Raw genomic sequence first — 20,837 nt, 5'->3', positions numbered from 1 at the left:
CCAAAGAGAAATCCCCATAAAAACTCTTCTATAAATCTAAGTGTTCTGCGCACTAAGATCCGCAATTAATAAAAATAGTGGCTATCTTTCCTGTAGTTTTTCAATTTTCGAGAATAGAGAATTTATTTAAATAAAATTAATACGGTTATTTAAATTTGAGGGTATTGCTGTGGCGGGGCACTAGATTTTTAGCTTACTGAAGGAGTGTTGGTGGTGATTGTGCGTATTTTTGAAAATACTTCCAAGCCAATCGCTTAGAAAAACACCTTTCACCGTTGAGCTCTCTAAAAATACAAAACCCCCGGGGTCGCCGGGGGTTTCTGGGTAGTGCTAGATTTTTCGAAGATTACTGCGTGGCAGAGCGACGATAGAATCCCATACTGTTTAAGAAGCCTTCACACACAGCGCGTAATTCTTGTTCGGTTGCTGGTGTTTTTGAAAAAGTGCTGAGGCCGCCTAAGAATGTTAAAAACATGTTGCTGGACAATCCGATATCGGTATGATTTGGCAGCTCGTTGTTTTTAACGGCAAGAGAAAATAAGTCGCGTACACGATGACGACGTTTTTCTAATACTTCCATCATTTGATGAGCCAGTGGACTGTCGGAGGTGATCAATTCATTGATGCAATTGAATACCATACAGCCACGGTGACGCTCATCGGCGGCACGTTCTTCACAAATTTTGTCCATTAAGGCGAAGAAAGTATCACCGACATGAACATTTTCCTCGACATTATCAAGTAACGCGTCAGGAGAATTTTTAATGTAAAGATTTAAGGCTTGCAAAAATAGTGATTCCTTAGAATCGAAACTGTGATACAAGCTCGCACGAGTAAGACCATTGTCTCGGGCGATTTCATTTAAAGAAACGTTATTGTAACCCTGTTCCCAAAACTTATGCATAACCGCGTGTACTAGCTGGCTTTTGTCGAAAGAAATTGGGCGACCACGTGAACTTCTTTTGATTTTTTCACTGTTCATAACTTTAGCTTCCTTGTAAATAAAAAAAGTGAATCGAAGTTTTATTGTTTGGTGTTTTAACACCTTTTAATTGTATTTTTAATATATCGATTTTATCGCTGAGCAAATTACAGTTGTTTGGGGTAGTAGTTCTGTAATGGCTAATACTTCCTTGAGTGGTTTTTAGGCCTCCTAAATTTTTGTGAATTTTTGTTTTATAGATTCTTAATGCGGCGGCGGACAGTATTAATATTTATTCCGCTCATTTTAACAATCAATTATCTGCGTCCTGTTTTGCTGCATATACTTAACGTTAAAAATGATAACTAAATAACGGGTTATGTTTTAGTTAAGTAATGTATGTTCAGCATTTTATATCATGTTTTGAACGCTTGTTTAATATGTTTTTGCTAGCTTCAGCTCTTGGCAACAATTATATTTTATATAGCAACATTTTTAGATATATAACGTCACATTCGACCTATTAAATATTGCGCTAAAAAATTAAGTTAACCGTTTAATTCAAGTTAGGCTTTTCGTTCAATTTTTTGTATTTATATCGAAAATATAAAAAGCAATACAATAAAAATCGATTTACTAAAAAGCTGTTCTCTATTTCGTTTGTTTTTGCAAAAAAGTACTCGCAAAAATCTCATTCTTTTAAAGCGCCGATAGTAAAGGCCAACTTCTTTCAATTTTATCTACTGACAAAACGAGACCAGATATTCATCCAGATAAACTTAGAAGGGTAAAGTCCTTCGAGACTTTTGTGTTTGTTATCCAAGTTCCAAGTTTTGATTTCTTTAAAGCCTTGCCTGTGAGTTGTATCCAGTAACTCGTAGACATCAGGTAAGGCGTTATCCATTTATACTAGTCCGATCTTTCCGGTAACTGCTTAAGGTTTTTACATTAAAAAATCAGTGAGCAATTACTTTTTTATGCTGAGTAAATTATTGTAACTTTACTGTATGAACCTATTTTCACAGATTTCACAGATTTCACAGATTCAGTATTTATCGGTATTTCCGATTCATAAGCAACAATAATCGATTTTAAAACTTATGCATCCTTTTAACATTTATTGTTATTGTTTTATTAAGATTACCTTTAAATGCCTCTTTAAGTTGTTACAAATTTCACACTTTGAACGTTTGGTAAACAACTTGGTTACTTTATTTATCGGTTGCGTGATAAAAAAGTAATTTACTTAAAATCGGTTTTATCTTAATTAAAAAGCTCCGAATTTATCTGCGATTTAATTTTTAAAAAAAACACCGCTTGTCTATTTAAGTAGAAATCTAGCGATTTTTAGGACCTGTTTGATACCTGTAAAAATAAACATTTAAAAAAGTATCAATTATTTAAAGGCCTTAAAAATACTTTCAAAAAAATAGTTGTATCGTAAATTAGTACGGGTGAGAGAAATTATTTTTTTAACAATTCTCTTCTTATATATGGGAAATCTGATTGGAGCCTCTAACAATCCCTTGTATATCTTGGTGATCTAGACACACTAATCATCTCAAGATATCAATTAATTCGTATCTAATTTTTCGACTCAACATGTCTAACCTGTCATAAATCGAAATTTCGTAAAAAATTAACCCATTACTATTCAATTTTATTATCGAGACCACATTTCAAAAGTTATTTTCGGCAAACAACGTCATCTTTGCGATGTGTCTTAACGTGCTATTCCGGCAATCTGCTTATAACTTTTAATTATGCTTGATTATGGCTACATCGGTGGCAAATAATCCATATGGTTATCGGTATGTCTTCGCCTTTTCTCAGCTGTAACTTATATCAGGTGTATAGAAGTTCTCGATAATCTACCAAGATGGAACTTGGCTTTGCATAACAGCGTTTCTAATACTTTGTTATGGTTTTTTAATACGTTAGTGAATTTGGATCTTTAATTCAAGATTTTTATGGAATAAAAATTCCGATTCGGAGGAAAACAGTTTTTATTGGAGTTTTTGGAATTTGTGTTGGACTAAATTCTTTGTGGACTGCTTTGATTCGATTTCGGGGTGTTTGGGGTCATGGACGCGGGTGGCAAAAATATGATTTTTTGATTCGTTTTCAGCCTATTGACTTCATCATAATTGTGGATAGGTTTAATTACGTTAGATGCTAACATTCACTTATTTATACATATTCGTGGACGATGAGCGCGGCAGGATTGCTAGAGTTGATCGACCGCATGAAATACTAGGTCTTTTGTAAAGAGAAGACCCATCGAATAACTAAAAACTATTAAATATATCGATGTGATAAAGATTAAAAAATTAAGGGGTTTGTAATCAATGTTCCAGAAAGAAGAAGATGAAGGAGTTCGTAAGCAAAGTCGTGGAAGACCTCGCTTAGCGCTTGAAGATAATGAAACGCGTGAGCGTATTCTTAACACCGCACAGCGTCTGTTTGCTCAAAAAGGTTTCGATAAGGTTAATCTGAGAGAGCTTACTAAAGAGGCTAACACTCATTTAGCAGCGGTCAATTATTATTTCGGCACCAAAGATCAACTGCTGGTCGCTTTGGTGAAAAGAGCCAGCGACACCATTGGCGCCGAGCGAGATCAATTGTTACAGGAAGCCTTGTCTCAGGATCTTTCTGTTCGAGCCCGTGTTGAAGCTATTCTCAAGGCGCTATTGCGACCTTCTGTTGCTGCGGTTGACGGCAATTGCTCCGTGGCGAACGGTACGCTCCTAGCGCGCGCCTCTGATTTAGAGCTGGGCGAAGAACTGCTTGAAGCTCTGCGTGAGCACAATGCTCAGTTGCAGCTGTTTGTTGATGCCTTGGCAAATACGCTTCCCAATGCCGATAGATCCGATGTGTCGTGGCAATTGTATTTTTTGCTGAACATCGAGAAAGCTGTTCACACCCAATTGGAGCGCATCGAGCACTTTGGTGAAGACATTTCCCCTGAAGTTGATGAAGAAGCGCTCTTGGATCGCATCATTGCATTTGCGGTACCCGGTTTGCTGTCGTTAGCGGATTCGGCTGGGGTGCATTGATAACCGAGAGGATTGAATTGCCAATAAAGCATTTGAACTTGGTCGTCACTTCGATTCTCTCTTAACTGAAATTGTTAATCGATTTAAGCCAACTTCACATCGCGGTTACTGCGTGTAGCGGCGATGTGATATCTCTTCCGATTTTCGCAAAGCGATAATCGCTCCCAAATGTCTTCATTCAAATAACCCTCCCAAAAATGATTTCCCAGTCTGCTCGGTCGCTATTATTCTTTGTTTTTGATGAAAGTGAATGGTTACAAACAAAATGCTTTCTAATTTTTCTCGTACGCAAAGACGATCTTTCTGCGTAAATTTGCGTTGTTGCTTGGATGTGTCCACCTTGCTTGTTGTGTTGCTTGACGCAGCGGTTCTGCTTTTTTCACCGACAAATATAGGCGGATTAGAAGAGTGTTGATCTGAGTGTTTGTACGGGACTGGAGAGACAAGCACCGCTTAGGCGTTTGCGAAATAGTTTGTTTTTTTTAAATGATCGAATCTTTGAGTTTGTTTGCTTTTTAAAAAATCGGTTGCCCAACAAATGTAGTACTCTTCGCGCATTACAGAGGCGAAGCGCAATGAATCAAGACTCTATTGTTCTTATCGCTATCGGCAGCTTCCTGCTGATAGGTTTAATTACCGATGTCATCGCAAAAAAAACCGCCATACCAAGGGTTACGATCCTAGTGTGTGTGGGGGTTGTCCTCGGGCCGCAGGTATTAAACGTTATTCCTTCCATTGTCGAAGAGCAATTCGATTGGTTAACCAGCATAGCTTTGGTCATGGTCGGTTTTTTACTGGGTGGCAAATTAACGTCAGATACCTTTTTGCGGTTGGGTGCGCCATTATTTTGGATTTCGCTGGCGGAGGCGCTAACGACAGCAGTGCTAGTAACGCTTGCCCTAACCCTAGCAGGGTTGGATTGGAAATTATCGCTAGTGCTTGGTTGTATTGGTGCAGCAACCGCCGCTGAGGTGGCTTTTCAAAGTGTGATTGACGTTGGCGCTAATAATCGGTTCTCGAATCTTTTACTGGGTATTGTGGCACTCGATGACGTATGGAGCTTGATCATATTCTCGGTTGGCATTGCCTTAGCCGCAGCCGGTACCGGATTTGAATCTTTTATTCATGCGGGCAAAGAGCTGGTCGGTGGCGTCGCATTAGGCGTTGGCCTTGGTGTTCCGGCGGCTTATATCACTGGTCGTTTAAAGCCGGGCGAGCCTGTGTTAGTAGAGGCTCTGGCTGTTGTATTTATTTGCAGTGGTCTAGCTCAATGGTTAGAAGTGTCATTTTTATTAGCGGCAATTTCTATGGGTGCGGTGATTGCTAATATCGCCAAGCATCACGATCAACCTTTTCACGCCATCGAAAACGTCGAGTGGCCGTTTTTGCTGTTATTTTTTATTTTGGCGGGCGCCCTACTTGAGTTGGATTCCATTGGCGTGATTGCGCTGGCAACTGGAGTGTACACGCTTGCGCGAATCGCTGGTAAATGGAGTGGTGCTTTTGCCGGTGCGAGCATATCGGGTGTGGATGCCAAAACTAAAAAATGGGTTGGTGTGGCATTAATGCCTCAGGCAGGTGCCGCTATTGGCATGGCATTAGTTGCAGGACAATTTCTTCCAGACTACGAGCAAATTTTGCTGCAAATTGTTATTGCAAGTACACTCATTTTCGAGTTAATTGGTCCAATACTGACGTCGGTTGCACTGAAGAAAAATTCATAAATATCATTAAGAAATACTCCGGCATATACGTTTATAACGTTATTTTGTTGGCAGCAAAAAATGCGCGTTTTGTAGATTTAGGCAATTGTTGAACTGCTAAAAAATATCGTTAAAAATAACTGTGCACCACGATTTTTGTAGCAAACTCTTGCAGTAAACTCTACGTTCATCAGAGCTTCTATAGAGTCTCCTTGAGTTAATCAAGCGGTTATTTTGTAAAAGGCATATACAAAACATATTTATATGACATATTTGTAATGCACATTTGTAGATGCATATCGGTTTTCGGTCTGCTCTTTATGCGAGAACCTCTGATTAACGCCTCTCTGATTTTATCAGAGGGAATAAATTGAAAATGCGATTTCCAATTTATTCACAATTTCAATCACTTACCCCTCTGGGTGTTGATGACACAAGTCATAGCATTAGCAGCTCTGGTTTAATCAGAGTTTCCTATGCAATACCGTCATAGTAATCTGGTGAAATCGCTGTAGCGCAGTTTTGATGTATAGATTGTACGATTTATTGATATTCAACAAAAACTAGAGCAGTTTTCGGCATATCTTTTTAATTGGTCTTGAATTAAGTTGTGGGTATAGCAGTCCAACCGACAGTCCATAAATCGTATCTATTTTAAGTTTAGACCCTGCGGTGTGAGGGTAAGTTGAGCATATACTCATGAATGAATCCGTAACATTTGGTCAGTTTCCCATAGATTCTAAAAGCGCCAACGCGCTTCGTGATTTTCAAACCCAAAACTTGCAATTGTTAGAAAGTGTTTGGCCCTACTATCGGCTGTTAGAAGAGTACTCAACCGTTATGGAGTCGCCGTCGAAGGCAGTGGGTGATTCCCTCGATAAAAGTGTACATGCAGCGATCGCCAAGATGACCATGGGAATATCGCCCGGCTCCGTTGTCGAGGCATTTTCAGATTGGTATACACATCTTGCTATATCACCCGGTAAGCAATGGCGATTAGCCGAGAAATATCTCAACAAAAATATTCGCCTTTTTAATTATGCCGCCAGTTCTGCGGTGTGGTGTACCGACGGCTCCTGCGTAAAACCCTTGGCTAACGATAATCGATTTTCTCATGAGAGTTGGCAGAAATGGCCATACAACGTTATTCATCAGGGATTTTTATTAACGCAACAATGGTGGGACAAGGCAACCACCGATGTCACCGGCGTCTCAAAACATCATGAAAAAATGGTGCAATTTGGCGCTCGGCAATTATTGGATACTCTATCGCCCAGTAATAATTTAATGACTAATCCTGAGGTTTTGCAAAAAACTTTAAACGAAGGCGGCGCCAATTTAATTCGCGGTTATGTAAATTTTATTAATGATCTACAACGACAAATTAATGGCGAAAAACCACAGGGTTCTGAGGCATTTGAGGTAGGTAAAAATCTAGCTGTAACACCCGGGAAGGTGGTTTATCGCAACGAATTAATTGAGCTGATTCAATACGCGCCCACAACCAAACATGTGAAAAAAGAACCCTTGCTGATCGTTCCTGCGTGGATCATGAAATATTATATTTTGGATTTATCGCAAACCAATTCGTTGGTGAAATATTTGGTTGATCAAGGTTTTACCGTGTTTTCGATTTCTTGGAAAAATCCAACCAGCGAAGATCGAGAATTGTCTATGGAAGATTATCGCATTAAAGGTATTGAGCGCGCGCTTGATGCCGTGGAAGCGATAACCGGCAGCGATAAAATTCATACCATGGGTTATTGTTTAGGTGGCACGTTGTTGAGTATTTCGGCGGCAACCCAAGCCCGTGATTGCAAAGAGTTTGAGCGTGATACGCTCGGCGAAACTACCGATCAGGTTTGTGTTAAAAACCGTATTCAATCGATGTGTTTATTAGCTGCGCAAACCGATTTTGTTGAAGCGGGTGAGTTAACCTTATTTATTGACCAAAGCCAAGTCAGTTTCTTAGAAGACATGATGTGGCACCAAGGTGTATTAGAAAACTCGCAAATGGCCGGTGCTTTTCAGTTATTGCGTTCTAACGATCTTATTTGGTCGCGGCTTGTGCACGAATATTTAATGGGTGAGCGTGCACCACTAAACGATTTAATGGCGTGGAATGCCGACGCTACTCGTATGCCTTATCGTATGCACAGTGAATACTTACGTAAATTATTTTTAGAAAATCAATTGTCCCAGGGCCATTACACTGTTGGTGGTCGACCCATTTCTATTACCGATATTAGAGCGCCTATTTTTGCGGTTGGCACCGAAAAAGATCATGTGGCACCTTGGCATTCTGTTTATAAAATTCATATTTTGAGTGATACCGAAGTTAGTTTTGTGTTAACCAGTGGCGGACATAACGCAGGTATCGTCTCTGAACCCGGACATCCGCGACGTCATTATCGAATCAGCAAACGCAGTGCCGATGCTACCTATCTTGATCCAGACCATTGGTTGGCAGAAACGCCTGCGAAAGAAGGCTCTTGGTGGGTTGAATATGTGAGCTGGTTGAATCAAAACAGCGGTGAGGCTGTTGATCCGCCATCTATGGGAAATGCAAAGGCCGGTTTTGCGGTCATTACCGACGCACCCGGAACCTATGTATTTGGTACCTAATGAATCCTCTGATTAATTCACCTACGATTTAGTCAGAGAGCACAAATTGTTAATGGGGTTTCCAATTTTTGGGATAATTTCAATCACTTGCAGTTTTTGAAATGAGCGACTCATTTATGTATCGCTGGAAACTCTAGGTAACCAGAGTTTCCTAATAACTTATATTACCGGCCTAACACACATTAAAGAATTCAAAATGAGTGGTATTAATTGTGTCTGATTGTATTGAAAATAAAATTTTTTCTGAGATTGAAGTTGGTGACAGTGCCAGCGTATCGCATATTTTAACGATAAAAGATATTCAGCTTTTTGCGATTATGTCTGGCGATGTAAACCCCGCTCACCTTGATGAAGAATACGCGAAGAGTGATATGTTCCACGAAATTATCGGCCACGGAATGTGGAGTGGTGCATTGATTTCTACCGTGTTAGGTACGCAATTACCGGGGCCAGGAACCATTTATCTTGAGCAAACCCTTAAATTTACGCGGCCGGTAAAAGTGGGTGACAAGGTTACTGCTACGGTTTCGGTGCGAGAAAAAATAGTCGAAAAAAATCAATTAATTTTAGATTGCGTTTGTGCGAATCAAGATGGCAAGCAAGTTGTGGTTGGCCAAGCCACCGTTATTGCACCCACTGAAAAAGTAAAACGCAAAAAAATCGCCTTACCATCGGTAGAATTTAAAAATGACGAAGGACGTTTTTATCAAGAACTGATGACCAAGTGCAAATCATTAGAAGCGGTTGCAACGGCAATTGTGCATCCTGTTGATGGTGCGTCTTTGGGTGGTGCCGTTGAGGCGGCAGAGGCAGGAATTATTGCTCCCGTATTGGTTGGTCCTGAACATAAAATTCGTGCCATTGCCGAAGCGGAAAACCTTGATATCTCGCAATTTAAATTAATATCAACCAAACACAGCCACGAAGCCGCTGAGGTTTCTGTGGCTCTTGCTAAGCGCGGCGAAGTACAGGCATTGATGAAAGGTAAGTTGCATACCGATGAATTAATGACGGCGGTGATTGATAAGGCGAATGGATTAAGAACCGAGCGTCGCATGAGTCACGTATTCGCGCTCGATGTGCCGAGTTACGAAAAACCCCTGTTTTTAACCGATGCTGCTATTAATATTTCACCCAATTTAGCCGTAAAAAAAGACATTGTTCAAAACGCCATTGATCTCTTCTTAGCGCTAGACAGGGGCACACCCAAGGTTGCGATTGTTTCGGCGGTAGAAACTGTCAATGAATCTATACCATCAACGCTGGATGCAACTGCACTGTGTAAAATGGCGGAACGCGGCCAGATCATCGGTGGTATTTTGGATGGCCCGCTTGGGTTAGATAATGCAATTTCGGAGGCCGCGGCTCAAGCAAAGGGTATTGTTTCGCAAGTGGCTGGTCATGCCGACATCATCGTTGTGCCCGATCTTGAAGCGGGAAATATGCTTTACAAACAATTCGGTTATTTGTTTGGAATTGAAGGTGCTGGAATTGTCTTGGGTGCCAGTGTGCCAATCATTCTGACCAGTCGAGCAGCTGGTCGCGGCGCAACACGTATTTCTTCTTGTGCGCTTGGCTTAATTTACGCAAATTATCTTCGTAATAAATCACTCTCGTAAATATATTTATGTCGAACGTATTATTAACACTCAATGCGGGTTCATCGAATTTAAAGTTTTCGGTTTACGAATTGCCGGATTTAATTCCGGCTGAGCACGGTAAAATTGAATTCGATCGTGAGCATCATAACCCTCTTGAAAAATCCCTTGAGGATTTAATAACACATATAGAAGAAAATCACGGCCACAGAACTATAAAAATGATTGGTCATCGATTGGTTCATGGTGGCGAAGAGTTTGTTCAACCCATTCGATTAGATGAAGCTATTACCGATAAATTGCATGAGTTGATACCCCTAGCACCGCTGCACCTACCCGCGGAGCTCTCGGCGGTGGAGTTTATTGCTGGGCACTATTCAGATATTCCACAAGTCGCGTGTTTTGATACGGCCTTTCATGCCACTCAGTCGCCGTTATATAAACTGTTCGCGCTACCACGCTCGCTGGCCCGAGAAGGCGTTTTGCGCTACGGTTTTCACGGTTTGTCCTATCATTACATCAGTACCGTCATTGAACAGCATGTGCTGGCCGAGCATCGAGAAAAATTGGTAGTAGCGCATTTAGGCAATGGTGCCAGCATGTGTGCCATGAAGGGCGGTAAAAGTGTTACCACAACCATGGGCTTTACCGCTCTTGATGGCTTGATGATGGGCACGCGCTGTGGCGAGTTGGACGCTGGAGTGGTTCTGTATCTTGCCCAGGCAAAGCAGCTCGATATTTCACAAATTGAAACACTGCTTTATAAACAATCTGGTCTTTTAGGTGTGTCAGAAATCAGCAGTGATGTGAGGGAATTAGAAGCTTCAAACGACGAGCGCGCGAAAGAAGCGTTGGATTTATTTTGTTTTCGTGCCGCCCAAAAACTGGCTGGATTAATTCCGGCACTTAATGGCATTGACGGCATTATTTTTACTGGTGGTATTGGCGAAAACAGCGCCTTAGTGCGCGCGAAAATTATCGAAAGCCTACAATGGTTAGGTGCTACTATCGATACCGATAAAAACCAGCTGAACCAAACGCAAATACATGCAGCCAGCAGTCAGTTAGGTATTTATGTAATTCCAACCAACGAAGAGTGGATGCTGGCTAAGCAGACCTTAACAACCATTGGCGAACAATTCTAAGAGGGCGATATGAGCATCATAGATTTAAACGGTAAAAAAGGTTTAGTGGTTGGCATTGCTAACCAAGAGTCCATTGCGTGGGGATGTTCGCAGGCTTTTCACGGCGCCGGTGCCGATTTGGCTGTTACCTATTTAAATGAAAAAGCCGAAAAATACGTAAGACCCTTGGCCGAGCAATTAAATGCGGCGTCAATACTGCCATTGAATGTTACCGACGAATCACAAATGGATGCCGTATTTGCAGATATTGAAAAGCGCTGGGGTGAACTCGATTTTATGCTACACGCCATCGCCTTCGCGCCCAAAGACGATTTGCAAGGGCGCGTGGTTGACAGCAGTTGTGCGGGCTTTTTGCAGGCTATGGACATTTCTTGCCATTCCTTTATTCGCATGGCTAAACGTGCAGAACCCTTAATGAAAGACGGTGGAAGTTTATTGACGGTAACCTATTACGGTTCTGAGAAGGTGGTAAATCACTACAATTTAATGGGCCCCGTTAAAGCCGCTTTAGAATCAACGGTGCGCTATTTGGCCGCTGAATTGGGTAAAAATAACATTCGGGTTAATGCAATTTCTCCGGGGCCTATTCATACTCGCGCCGCGTCGGGTATTGAAAAGTTCGACAGTTTATTAACCGAGTTTGTCAATAAATCGCCTTTGCATAAACCTCTTAATTTAGACGATATCGGCTCATTCGCGGCGTTCTTAGTAAGCGATGGCGCTAAGGCTGTGACCGGCGGCATACATTATATTGATGGTGGTTACGAGATCGTCGATTAAATAGAAAGATCCCCGATTGATTGATGGAAAATTTAATCAGGGATGCGTTGCCAACTTCTAGGCCTGTAAGAGCTTGGAATTGTTAAAAATTTGGAACTCGCGTTTTTAATCTCTGCACTCTGATTACGTCATGGATGAGTTAATCAGAGATTCCTACTGTTGGATTTCGGTTTTTCCACTCAAATCTGTAATGAGTACGGCGCCGTTAAATAATCCAAATTTCACTTGTTCGAATGATTTGGATTTAATTTTAAATTGTCCAGGTATCTCTATAGATTCGTAGACGATATCGGTTGCGGTAGCGGTTTTTTGATCCTTACTAATTTCAATTTGAATATCTTTGACATCATATTTAAATTCGGCGGGTAAACTCCAGCCATCACGCAATAAAGCACTGTATTCTGAAACGCTCAAAACCTGCGTACCGCCAAGTTCGGCTGGAAAATTCAGAGTGATTTTAGCGTCTGTACTAAAATGCTTAACAATGGCCTCGACGTTGTGTGATTTTGCCGCCGCTTCAACTTCATGAATTATTTTCAGAATGTCTTTTTTGGTAATATTCTCACTTGCGTGTAGATGCAGAGAAATTAGTGCGCAAAAAACAAAGGTTATATATTGCATAGCTCTCATGTTTTTATCCTCTATGTAACGGTCTTTTAACGTTAATTAAAAATGATTGCCCAGCCGCCATCGCCAATACCACGATATTGGTGCGGTACTGGTGATTTTCGACTCTAGATAGCGGCGGGCGTGTTCTTTAATCATTACAGCAGCGCTGGCGCCCGTTATATTTTGGTAGCTGGCTTGAGCATTTCTAAGTAAATGGCTGATACTGCTAAATGTAGATTCTAGATTGCCGTTGTCTACCTTTTCAATTGCGTGCAACAATGTGTAAATGTATTGGCTGTAGCTGCTTAAATAAGAATAATCGACATTATCCAATTGCGAATAATCAACAGTTTTACCTTCCAAAACGTCAAACAATAATATCCAACACAGAATATCCTCGTAGAAGTCATCTCGCTCCAATTGTGCCGACTCGCGAATAATGGCTTTGCCGGTTTGCCATTGGTTGGTGTGTAATTCTGATAATCCGTAAATATAAAGTGTTCGCGCGCTTATTTCTGAAAACTTCTTATAACCCCTCATCCATTGTTTGCACGAATACCATTGATCCATTCGCGCATACAGCTCACCGAGAAGGCTCCAATTTGTAGCGTCGTCGGCAAAAGCTTGATTAAATTGAGTTAGGATTTTTTCGGGCACTGAAGACAAGTTTGATATTTTGTATCTAAGATAGCCTTCCAGCACTCTGTGATCAAAGTCCGACAGTATTGGTCTTTTAGGGAGATTTTTCTCGAAAGCCGAAAGTCCTTTAGACTTTATTGTACCATCGGCCCAGAGTACACCCGCATCGGCGGCAATATCCAAGTTGTTATGAACTCGATTCTCTATGACCGTAATCGCTGCATCTTGAAGTTTTAAGGAGTTAAGATCATTCCATGTGTTACTCAGATAATAATAACTGCAACGTGTATTACCGAGTAATTTGTCCCAGCAGCTTAATGCATCAAATTCAGTTGGTTCATAGGTTGCCAATCTGATAGTGGCCCATAAAAAGCAGGGTTGTTCTGTCATATTCACAGCGTTGGCAAGCATATCTCTCAGTACCGCTATCCAATGCTTTTTATTAGATTCTAATTCTTCTTTTGGCTGCGTGTTGTTCTCAGATGTTAGAGCGTTTAATTGATCAAAACAGAACGAACTGTAGTTTTCAAAAATATAGCCGCTGGTGCGATTTAGCTCCAACGCATGTTGGTAATATTTTTCAACGGTTTGTGCTTGCGCCGAAGTTCGATTTAATAAAACCCCAATGTAGGCGATGTTCTCGGCTTCTGTTCTGATCAAATCAGAATATTTATCGGCACAAAAGACGGCCTTTTGAGTATTTTTTTCGTTACTGTAGAACGTAAGTAATACTTCCCAAGCGCGTCTGTGGCTGGGATTTTTTGATAATAGATCTTCTAAAATCGCAAAAGCTAAATCGGGTTGTTTGGTTTGGTAGTTTAATTGTGCGCGTATTATTTGAATGTCGGCCAGCTGGTTTTCTCGCCAATATTCTTGTTCTATAAATTGCTGTGCTTGTTCTATGTAATCTTTATTAATTAATTCTTCGCAATAGCGTATGGCGACGTCTGCGTTGTGAGGATAGCGTTGAAGAAAATCACGTAATATATCCAGCTTAGCGTCGATATTTTTTTCAATATTCGCTTGTGATAACGCCAATTGTGTGGAGCCGGGCCGACTTTTTCTGACCTCGGTGAGTTTGTTTTGAATTTTCACCAATTCGGCATTATTTTCGGCAAGCAAGGCCAGTTTTTGCCAGGCCCACGCGTATTCTGGTTCTATTTCAAGTGCTTGATGCAGTTTTTCGCAGGCAATTTGCTTTTGTTGATTTTGCAAATAAATATCAGCAAGGTATGCATAACTGGGGTAATCGTGCGGTTGGCGTTTTAAGTGATTTTCTAACAGATCAATGGCCTTACTGATACGATCTGTGGCCAGCAAAACATCGGATAATAAATTAATAGCAGATGCATACAATGGATTGACAATGAGAGCTTGGTTTAAATAGGCTTCAGCTTCTGTGAGATTGTTAATTTCAACACAGGATTCTGCGGCTAAATAAAACACGGTGCTGTTTAGTGGAAAGCGTTCAGTTGCCGAATTTAAGAGCTCAAGCGCTAATGATTGTTCTCCGGTTTTTACGCGAAAGCGTGCATTCGCAATCCAAACTTGCCACAGATCTGGTCTTTCGTTTAGGGCTTGTTTTAAAAATAACGCAATTTCTTTGTAATCTAGGTAATTTAAGGCTAATTCTAAATAACGAAGTACACCGTAACCTTCTGTAGTTTGCGTCATCAATTGAGTCAAAATAAACGTGAAGGATTCTTTTTCTTCCGTTTGAGTTCGGCACGTAGCTAAGAGTAAATCAAAGGCCTCGGTTTCGTCTGCGGACAGCTCAATGGCTTTTTTAAGGGCATGTTGCGCTTGTTCGTAAGCGAGTTGTTGTAAATACGCTCTGCCCAGTTGCACATAGTTATAGGCCCTTTGCGGTGCAACCTTAACGGCTTCTTGGGCGTATAATAGCGCTTGGTTTAAATCGTTATTGTCAACATAAAGCTGCGATAATTCGATATACGCCCAAGGGTCTTCTGGGTGTTTTTGAGTAATGGTGCTGAGTATTTCGCGTCTCTGTTCATGGTCCATTTTATCGGTTATTTGATAACCGGTAGCCAAGACTCCTAGATTGTCGGGGAATGACTTTAGCAGTTCATTCACGAATATTTTTACATCCGCGCTTTTACCTTGGTTTTTTAGCAATGTTATTTTATTGAGATAGGCTTTGCGATTTAATGGCTCGTAAACGAGAAGTTCATCGATGGCTTTTAAGGCGCCGTCATAGTCGTGAATAAATGTGTAGTAGGCCCCAAGGGTTTGCAAATATTCTAAACGGTTTGCAACAGGTTCGGCTTTTTTAAGAAGTTCAAGGCATTCTTTGTGCTGACCAACTTGCAGGTGCTTTTCTGCCGCTTGAATTAGTAAATACCCATCACCGGGTCGCGCTACAACGGCTTTGTTCAGTATTTCCAAACCATCTTGTTCGCGGTTTATGGCCGCGAGTGCAGAATATAAAGACAAGGCCGGGCCGGACGATTTATGCTGAAATTGATCGAATCTGGACTGCAAAAAATCCAATGCGGTTTGAGTCTTTTTTAGTTTTTGCGCGGTCACAAAATAATTGTGAGCGTATTGTTCTTGCTTATCTTCAAGGCAGGTCGCTAATCGAAAGGCTTCACAGGCGAGCTCTTTTTGGTCGCTCTCCCAAAATAAACTGGCGCAGGTGGTAAGTATATTCGCTTGAGCGCCGTAGTATTTTAATAATTTTTGCGCGGATTTTTCGGCGTCTTTTCGGTAGCGTGCGTCGCGGCGGAAATATTCCAAATACTGATTTAATATCAAATAATGACAGTTTGCTTGTTGAGTGTAAGGCTCTAGGAATTTTAAAAGCTCCTGGGTGCCTTTTAAATAAGCGATATTTCCTGCTTTTGCTAAAATTAAATTAACATCGTTTGGATATCGCTCAAGCAATTGATCGTTGATGATGCTTAACTTTTTATCGTCAAAATCGTAACTCGCTAAAGCTCTTTTGGCAAATAAAGTGAGTCGATGCTCGGCATCAATGGTCAGCATTTTTCGATAGGCTTGGTAGGCATTCGCGCGTTGGTGATTATCTAACGCCAATTTTAATTCAAAATAATGGTCGTATAACTCCGAAGCTGGCAGCGTTATATTTTCGATTCGCGAATATAGTTCCGGTGGAATCATTACCATGCAGCGCGGCCCGCTTGATGCATAATAATCCTCAGTTATACCAATAAGCGTTTCTCGTAAACGTGGATAATTTGGGTCGCGAATAATATAGGTTTCGGTGGCTTCATCGTAACCAACCAATACTTGAAGGTGTCCCATTCCAGGTTCAACGGTGCAAAATAAAAAGGGTATTTGGGCATCAATCAGTTTTACTGCGGTTTCGCGATTTAATTCGAATTCTTTAACCAGCCAACCCTGATCTCTTGCCCAGCGGCGCTCGTCAATATCGGGTGTGCCTGCGTAGCAAATTTCATCAATGACATCTTGTTGTTTGACGTTTGCGCCAAAATAATTGGCAACTGTTGTTAAGCTTGCCGGGGCACAGGTTAAATAGTTCTGGCGCTCGTAAGGGGTTTCTAAAACGGTGCGGTTGCCCGCTTGACGCTGTTGCGTGTTTTGTGAATTCGCTTTAATTCTTTCAGAAATGGTTTGGGTAAATAAATGTACGGGGCTGAGATATTTAATAGCGTCTTCGTATTTTTGTTGAGCACATAATAAATCAGCCTCGATTTGATCGACGAAATTTTGCCAATATTGTGGCGGATTCAAAACAAATGTTTTTAATAGGGTTAAGGCGTGTTCCGCTTTTGAATATTTTTTTTGTTCGATGTACAAATAAATGAGTTGTGAAAACGTGGAGAACGATTGCATGCGCACCTGCATATCACTGGTTATTACCGCGTTTTCAAGCAAGCTAATGGCGGAATTACTGTCACCTAGTTGATGATAAATGTGCGCGGCGAACTGAATAGCAGGTCGATAGTTGGGTTCTACGGCGAGCAGGTTTTTGCAAATAGCGAGAGCTTCGCTGGGTAAATCGGCGTCGAGTTTAAGGTACGCACGACTCACCTTCGACCACCGACTGATGTCGAATTTTTCGGCGGTATCTAGCGCCTCTTCGGCGCCGGTGAAATCGCGATAGGTTGCCAATAGCTCGGCTTGGGTTATCCACAGGTCGCTGCGGATTTTATTGGGTAACTCGGCGTTGTGCAGGTGCTCTTTCACTTCTAAAAGTGCTTGCCAATGACTGCCTCTACGACGTAGATGGTGGTAATAGAAATCCGCCAGTACGTCGGGTTTATTCAAGCGTCGCCAACTACGCCAAAACAGGGCGGAGGCATCTCGGGTTAAACCTAGGTTCGATAACGCTTTAATGGCGAGTGCTAGGTTTTCTGGGTCATGACACTGGTTTATGTGGCCGTAGAGTTGGAGCAGGTTGGCCAGCAGTAATTGCATTGAACCCTGTTCAAATAGCCGCTTTTGGCTGATGTAGAAATCATGGTTATCGCCGTGATTACTGTGAGTCGCTCGTGTTGGGTCAGAAGGGTTCATAGTACATCTAATACTTAATGTTTGATCGTATTTGACTGAGTTAGCCAGTTAAGGTTATTTCAATATTAAAAGCTTAGGAAACTCTGATTAACCGAGAGCTTCCAGTGTTGCAAGGATGTCTCGCCAATTTCAAGAACGGTAAGTGATTGAAATTGTCAGGAAATCGGAAATCGCATTGTCAATTTCTGTCGTCTGATTAATTCATAGAGGAGTTAATCAGAAGTTTCTTTAGTCTGCTTTGTTATTAAAATCGTTTGGTTGCGTCTATTGTGCTTGCAGACCGTGTTTTCGTCTCATCTGCAACGTGTATCCATACTCATTAGTGACACTGTTTTAACAGCCGTGGTTATGCCCCGCATTTACCATACTCAATATGCGGTTTAAAACGCATAAAAAATTGTGAAACAACTCATTCAGAAGTTGTCACAAATCCGATGGTTGAGGGTTAATTCGTCGGGTTATATTCGAGTAGCATACACATGTTATGGCTCTAGGAGCTTTTAGTTTAAACGTGAGATTTTGAGAGTTTTATGAAGAGATTATTAAGTCGTCAGTTTATGCGTAAACCGTTGATATTATCCGGTATATTGGTGTCGGCCTTTTGTCAGCCAATTGCCCAAGCAAGTGCAGAAACCTTGTTACCAAGCCAAACTGTTCAGGAACTTATTGTTGCGCAGCATGAGAAATCCTTTGATTCGTTTAATAAGTTTTTAAAATCGGTTCAAAAATCAGAATTGGCCAAATCAAATCCTGAGCTAAAAAAAACACTCAGTTTATATCGTCGTGGCAAAGCGCTCTCCGAAGAGCAAAGTCATGAAATTCAGCGCCTTTTAGGCGTATACACACGTATTAAATACGGCAAGCAAGCGGTTGAAACATTGGCCGAATTGGTTGCTATTCCAACATTCCGTGACAGCCGGTACGAGCAGCACGACAACCCCAATTTTCATGAACTTGCTAAGCGCATTGAAGAGCTTGCTACCGACTTTGGTTTAGCGTTTAAGAACGTTGATAATCGTGTTTACGAGATTACCCTGCCGGGCACGAGCGAAGAGTTGGTGGGTATTCACGCTCACGGCGACGTGGTTCCGGTTAATCCAGATAACTGGGTTTTAGAAGATGGTACTAAGCTTGATCCGTTTAAATTAACCAAAATTGGCGATCGTATGTACGGCCGTGGCGCCGAAGACGATAAAAACGGCATCGTTGTAACTTTATACGCGATGAAAGTCATCCAAGAAGAAGGCATTAAGCTTAATAGAACCTTCCGGTTATTGGTTGATACCACAGAAGAAACTTCTTCTACCGCTATTCCTTATTATTTTGAAAGACACCCAACACCAGACTATAACTTGGCTCTAGATGGCGGTTATCCCGTTGTTATTGCTGAAAAAGGCTATGGCACCGTAATGGCGAGTTTTCCCGCGCGAACCGCTACCGGTAAAGGTATGGAAGTCATCAAGGTTACCGGTGGCTTAGCAACCAATCAAATTCCCCGTGAGTCTATTGCCACAATTCTTGCCGATGACTTGGTTGCCACTCGCGAAGTGTTAAATCAGCAGGCCCAGGTTTTCGTTAAAGAATACGGCAGTAATTTCTCGATTGATGTTGATATTGTCAACGATCAAATTCTGTTGAAAGTAAAAGGCGTTTCGGCGCATTCATCAGATCCTGGCTCTGGCGTAAACCCTGTTTCTCGAATGATGCTGTTGTTAAATCGACTTAACGGCCAGCTTCCTGTAAAGCAAAATCATATTATTGATGCTGCCGAATATGCGGCTTCAAACTGGGGATTAAATTATTTGGGCGGCAAATTAAATATTGGTTTTTCTGATGAATTTATGGGCCCACTTACCACATCGCTCACTTATGTTAGTGTTGATGATGCTGAAATGAAAATCGCCACTAATCTTCGTGTGCCGGTTGGTAAAAAGCCTGATTATTTAAAAGCAGAGATTCTTGAGAAGGTTGGTCAGTGGCAAGAAACGACCAAGACGCCAATGAATTTAGATATTTCTATCGCTGAACCCATGTACCGTAATCCGCAGGGTCGTTGGGTAAATGCATTGTTGGACGTTGCGACCGAAAACCTAAATTTACCGAGAGAGTTTTCTTCTTCTGCCGGTGCTACCTCTGTTCATTATTTGCCAAACGGAGTGCAATTTGGTTTGGCTGAGCCCGGTACAAAATATACCGGTCACAACGCCAATGAATTTAAAACGGATTACCAATTTTTGTTGGATTTGCAGGTGGTAACAGAAATGATGATGCGAGTTGGTCAGCTTGAACAGCTAAACTAATCGTATCTTGCGCTGGTGAGTGAAATTGATTCGAAACCTCAATGGTGACGTCCATCAATGTCACTTGCCAGCGAAAATTGGTATTTTCAATTAAATAAAAAAGGCTTGATGACAATACCATTACTGCAATAACAACACCTTCGAAGTATCGCATGGCCCACCCCTAAATTTATTGTCCCTAAAATGCCGAATTTATAGTGATACTTTTATTGGCAGAGAGGTATTACTTACCTCTCTCCATGTCGGCAAACTGTTTGTCTAGGTCGTATCGCGATGAAGTTACATAGCGCTCGATCTTTTCGATTCTTTTTAACGCCATATCCATTTTCTCTCTTGCAACCCTCAATCTTTGTGGCGCTGGTTTCGAGTGTTTAAAAATGGTTTTTTCTCGAAAATGCCCGCGTTCTTCATCGTATTCGGTTTCCGGGGTCCACTGCTCGGGACGCTTTGACAAGACAATGGCGCCGGTGATGTATGCCCAAAATGTCAGTGGGCCAAGAATAAAAAACGAACCTAAAACCAATACTCGCATTACCCAGTGATCCATATTTAAATGGTCGGCAATGCCGGCACACACCCCGAATATTTTTCCGTCGCGTTTGTTGCGATATAGATTGCGGTTATAGCCGTGTGCTTTCTTTTCTTTCCAACATTGGAATTTATTATCAGAACACCTGCTCATGAGTGGTATCTCTCCTTGTCCGATTTTGACCGCCAGCTACCATGACGATCATCTAATATTTCTTCTAACGTTTTAATTCTGTCTGACATCTTGTCGAGTTTGACTAAAAGCTCTTCGAGTTGTAGTCGTTCGTGTTCGGAAAGCCCGGTTTCCTCTTTTCGCTTACTCTTGTAATGAAAAATTATCCAAAGTGGTGCCACAAAAATCATAAATAAGATTGTTGGCACGAATAAAAATGACGTGAATGACATGGGTACCGG

At 41.5% G+C, this 20,837-nt stretch carries 12 protein-coding genes; 7 read left to right on the top strand and 5 right to left on the bottom strand.

From position 1 onward, the window contains the following. Positions 1 to 346: 346 nt before the first annotated feature. Positions 347 to 982, bottom strand: a complete 636-nt coding sequence (locus ACYQ2C_RS05485; protein WP_460047269.1) for a TetR/AcrR family transcriptional regulator — start codon at positions 980 to 982, stop codon at positions 347 to 349. Positions 983 to 3,270: 2,288 nt separating this feature from the next. On the opposite strand from ACYQ2C_RS05485, the gene ACYQ2C_RS05480 reads away from it, so the two are divergent. The 6 genes from ACYQ2C_RS05480 to fabI all read left to right on the top strand — a co-directional run bounded on the left by ACYQ2C_RS05480 (position 3,271) and on the right by fabI (position 11,829). Next, the gene (locus ACYQ2C_RS05480; protein WP_460047270.1) at positions 3,271 to 3,978 is read left to right on the top strand and encodes a TetR/AcrR family transcriptional regulator; all 708 of its coding nucleotides are present in this window, start codon (positions 3,271 to 3,273) and stop codon (positions 3,976 to 3,978) included. Positions 3,979 to 4,553: 575 nt separating this feature from the next. Further along, positions 4,554 to 5,702, top strand: coding sequence for a cation:proton antiporter (locus ACYQ2C_RS05475; protein ID WP_460047271.1), 1,149 nt, complete (start codon positions 4,554 to 4,556; stop codon positions 5,700 to 5,702). 678 nt (positions 5,703 to 6,380) lie between these two features. Next, complete coding sequence (locus tag ACYQ2C_RS05470; protein ID WP_460100514.1) at positions 6,381 to 8,306, top strand: PHA/PHB synthase family protein; 1,926 nt, start codon at positions 6,381 to 6,383, stop codon at positions 8,304 to 8,306. Between the two features lie 212 nt (positions 8,307 to 8,518). After that, positions 8,519 to 9,925 carry a bifunctional enoyl-CoA hydratase/phosphate acetyltransferase gene (locus tag ACYQ2C_RS05465; protein ID WP_460100516.1) on the top strand — a complete coding sequence of 469 codons (1,407 nt, stop codon included), beginning with the start codon at positions 8,519 to 8,521 and terminating at the stop codon, positions 9,923 to 9,925. An 8-nt stretch (positions 9,926 to 9,933) separates the two neighbouring features. Further along, a complete protein-coding gene (locus ACYQ2C_RS05460) occupies positions 9,934 to 11,049 on the top strand; it encodes an acetate/propionate family kinase (RefSeq protein ID WP_460047274.1) in 1,116 nt (371 codons plus the stop codon). A gap of 9 nt (positions 11,050 to 11,058) precedes the next feature. Next, positions 11,059 to 11,829, top strand: a complete 771-nt coding sequence (fabI, locus tag ACYQ2C_RS05455; protein WP_460047275.1) for an enoyl-ACP reductase FabI — start codon at positions 11,059 to 11,061, stop codon at positions 11,827 to 11,829. Positions 11,830 to 11,982: 153 nt separating this feature from the next. Here fabI and ACYQ2C_RS05450 read toward each other — a convergent pair whose 3' ends face one another. Continuing rightward, complete coding sequence (locus ACYQ2C_RS05450; RefSeq protein ID WP_460047276.1) at positions 11,983 to 12,459, bottom strand: hypothetical protein; 477 nt, start codon at positions 12,457 to 12,459, stop codon at positions 11,983 to 11,985. Positions 12,460 to 12,495: 36 nt separating this feature from the next. Next, positions 12,496 to 17,595 (bottom strand): tetratricopeptide repeat protein, encoded by a 5,100-nt coding sequence (locus ACYQ2C_RS05445; RefSeq protein ID WP_460047277.1) that lies wholly within the window; start codon positions 17,593 to 17,595, stop codon positions 12,496 to 12,498. Between the two features lie 530 nt (positions 17,596 to 18,125). Here ACYQ2C_RS05445 and ACYQ2C_RS05440 point away from each other — a divergent pair. After that, the gene (locus ACYQ2C_RS05440; RefSeq protein ID WP_460047278.1) at positions 18,126 to 19,895 is read left to right on the top strand and encodes a dipeptidase; all 1,770 of its coding nucleotides are present in this window, start codon (positions 18,126 to 18,128) and stop codon (positions 19,893 to 19,895) included. A 223-nt stretch (positions 19,896 to 20,118) separates the two neighbouring features. Here the strand turns inward: ACYQ2C_RS05440 and ACYQ2C_RS05435 are convergent, their stop codons facing one another. Beyond that, positions 20,119 to 20,577: a PspC domain-containing protein gene (locus tag ACYQ2C_RS05435; protein ID WP_460047279.1), complete on the bottom strand. Its 459-nt coding sequence runs from the start codon at positions 20,575 to 20,577 to the stop codon at positions 20,119 to 20,121. After that, positions 20,574 to 20,828, bottom strand: coding sequence for an envelope stress response membrane protein PspB (gene pspB, locus ACYQ2C_RS05430; protein WP_460047280.1), 255 nt, complete (start codon positions 20,826 to 20,828; stop codon positions 20,574 to 20,576). Before pspB ends, ACYQ2C_RS05435 begins: the two co-directional genes overlap by 4 nt. Between the last annotated feature and the right edge of the window lie 9 nt (positions 20,829 to 20,837).

This window comes from Sessilibacter sp. MAH3, from assembly GCF_054658275.1.
The sequence above is the reverse complement of the archived record's forward strand: the minus strand, read 5'-3'. Positions and strand labels throughout refer to the sequence as shown.

Excerpts from the sequence above, each read along its gene's own strand:
- ACYQ2C_RS05485 (WP_460047269.1), bottom strand. The coding sequence starts at position 982 with ATGAACAGTGAAAAAATCAAAAGAAGTTCACGTGGTCGCCCAATTTCT.
- ACYQ2C_RS05480 (WP_460047270.1), top strand. The coding sequence starts at position 3,271 with ATGTTCCAGAAAGAAGAAGATGAAGGAGTTCGTAAGCAAAGTCGTGGA.
- ACYQ2C_RS05475 (WP_460047271.1), top strand. The coding sequence starts at position 4,554 with ATGAATCAAGACTCTATTGTTCTTATCGCTATCGGCAGCTTCCTGCTG.
- ACYQ2C_RS05470 (WP_460100514.1), top strand. The coding sequence starts at position 6,381 with ATGAATGAATCCGTAACATTTGGTCAGTTTCCCATAGATTCTAAAAGC.
- ACYQ2C_RS05460 (WP_460047274.1), top strand. The coding sequence starts at position 9,934 with ATGTCGAACGTATTATTAACACTCAATGCGGGTTCATCGAATTTAAAG.
- fabI (WP_460047275.1), top strand. The coding sequence starts at position 11,059 with ATGAGCATCATAGATTTAAACGGTAAAAAAGGTTTAGTGGTTGGCATT.
- ACYQ2C_RS05450 (WP_460047276.1), bottom strand. The coding sequence starts at position 12,459 with ATGAGAGCTATGCAATATATAACCTTTGTTTTTTGCGCACTAATTTCT.
- ACYQ2C_RS05445 (WP_460047277.1), bottom strand. The coding sequence starts at position 17,595 with ATGAACCCTTCTGACCCAACACGAGCGACTCACAGTAATCACGGCGAT.
- ACYQ2C_RS05440 (WP_460047278.1), top strand. The coding sequence starts at position 18,126 with ATGAAGAGATTATTAAGTCGTCAGTTTATGCGTAAACCGTTGATATTA.
- ACYQ2C_RS05435 (WP_460047279.1), bottom strand. The coding sequence starts at position 20,577 with ATGAGCAGGTGTTCTGATAATAAATTCCAATGTTGGAAAGAAAAGAAA.
- pspB (WP_460047280.1), bottom strand. The coding sequence starts at position 20,828 with ATGTCATTCACGTCATTTTTATTCGTGCCAACAATCTTATTTATGATT.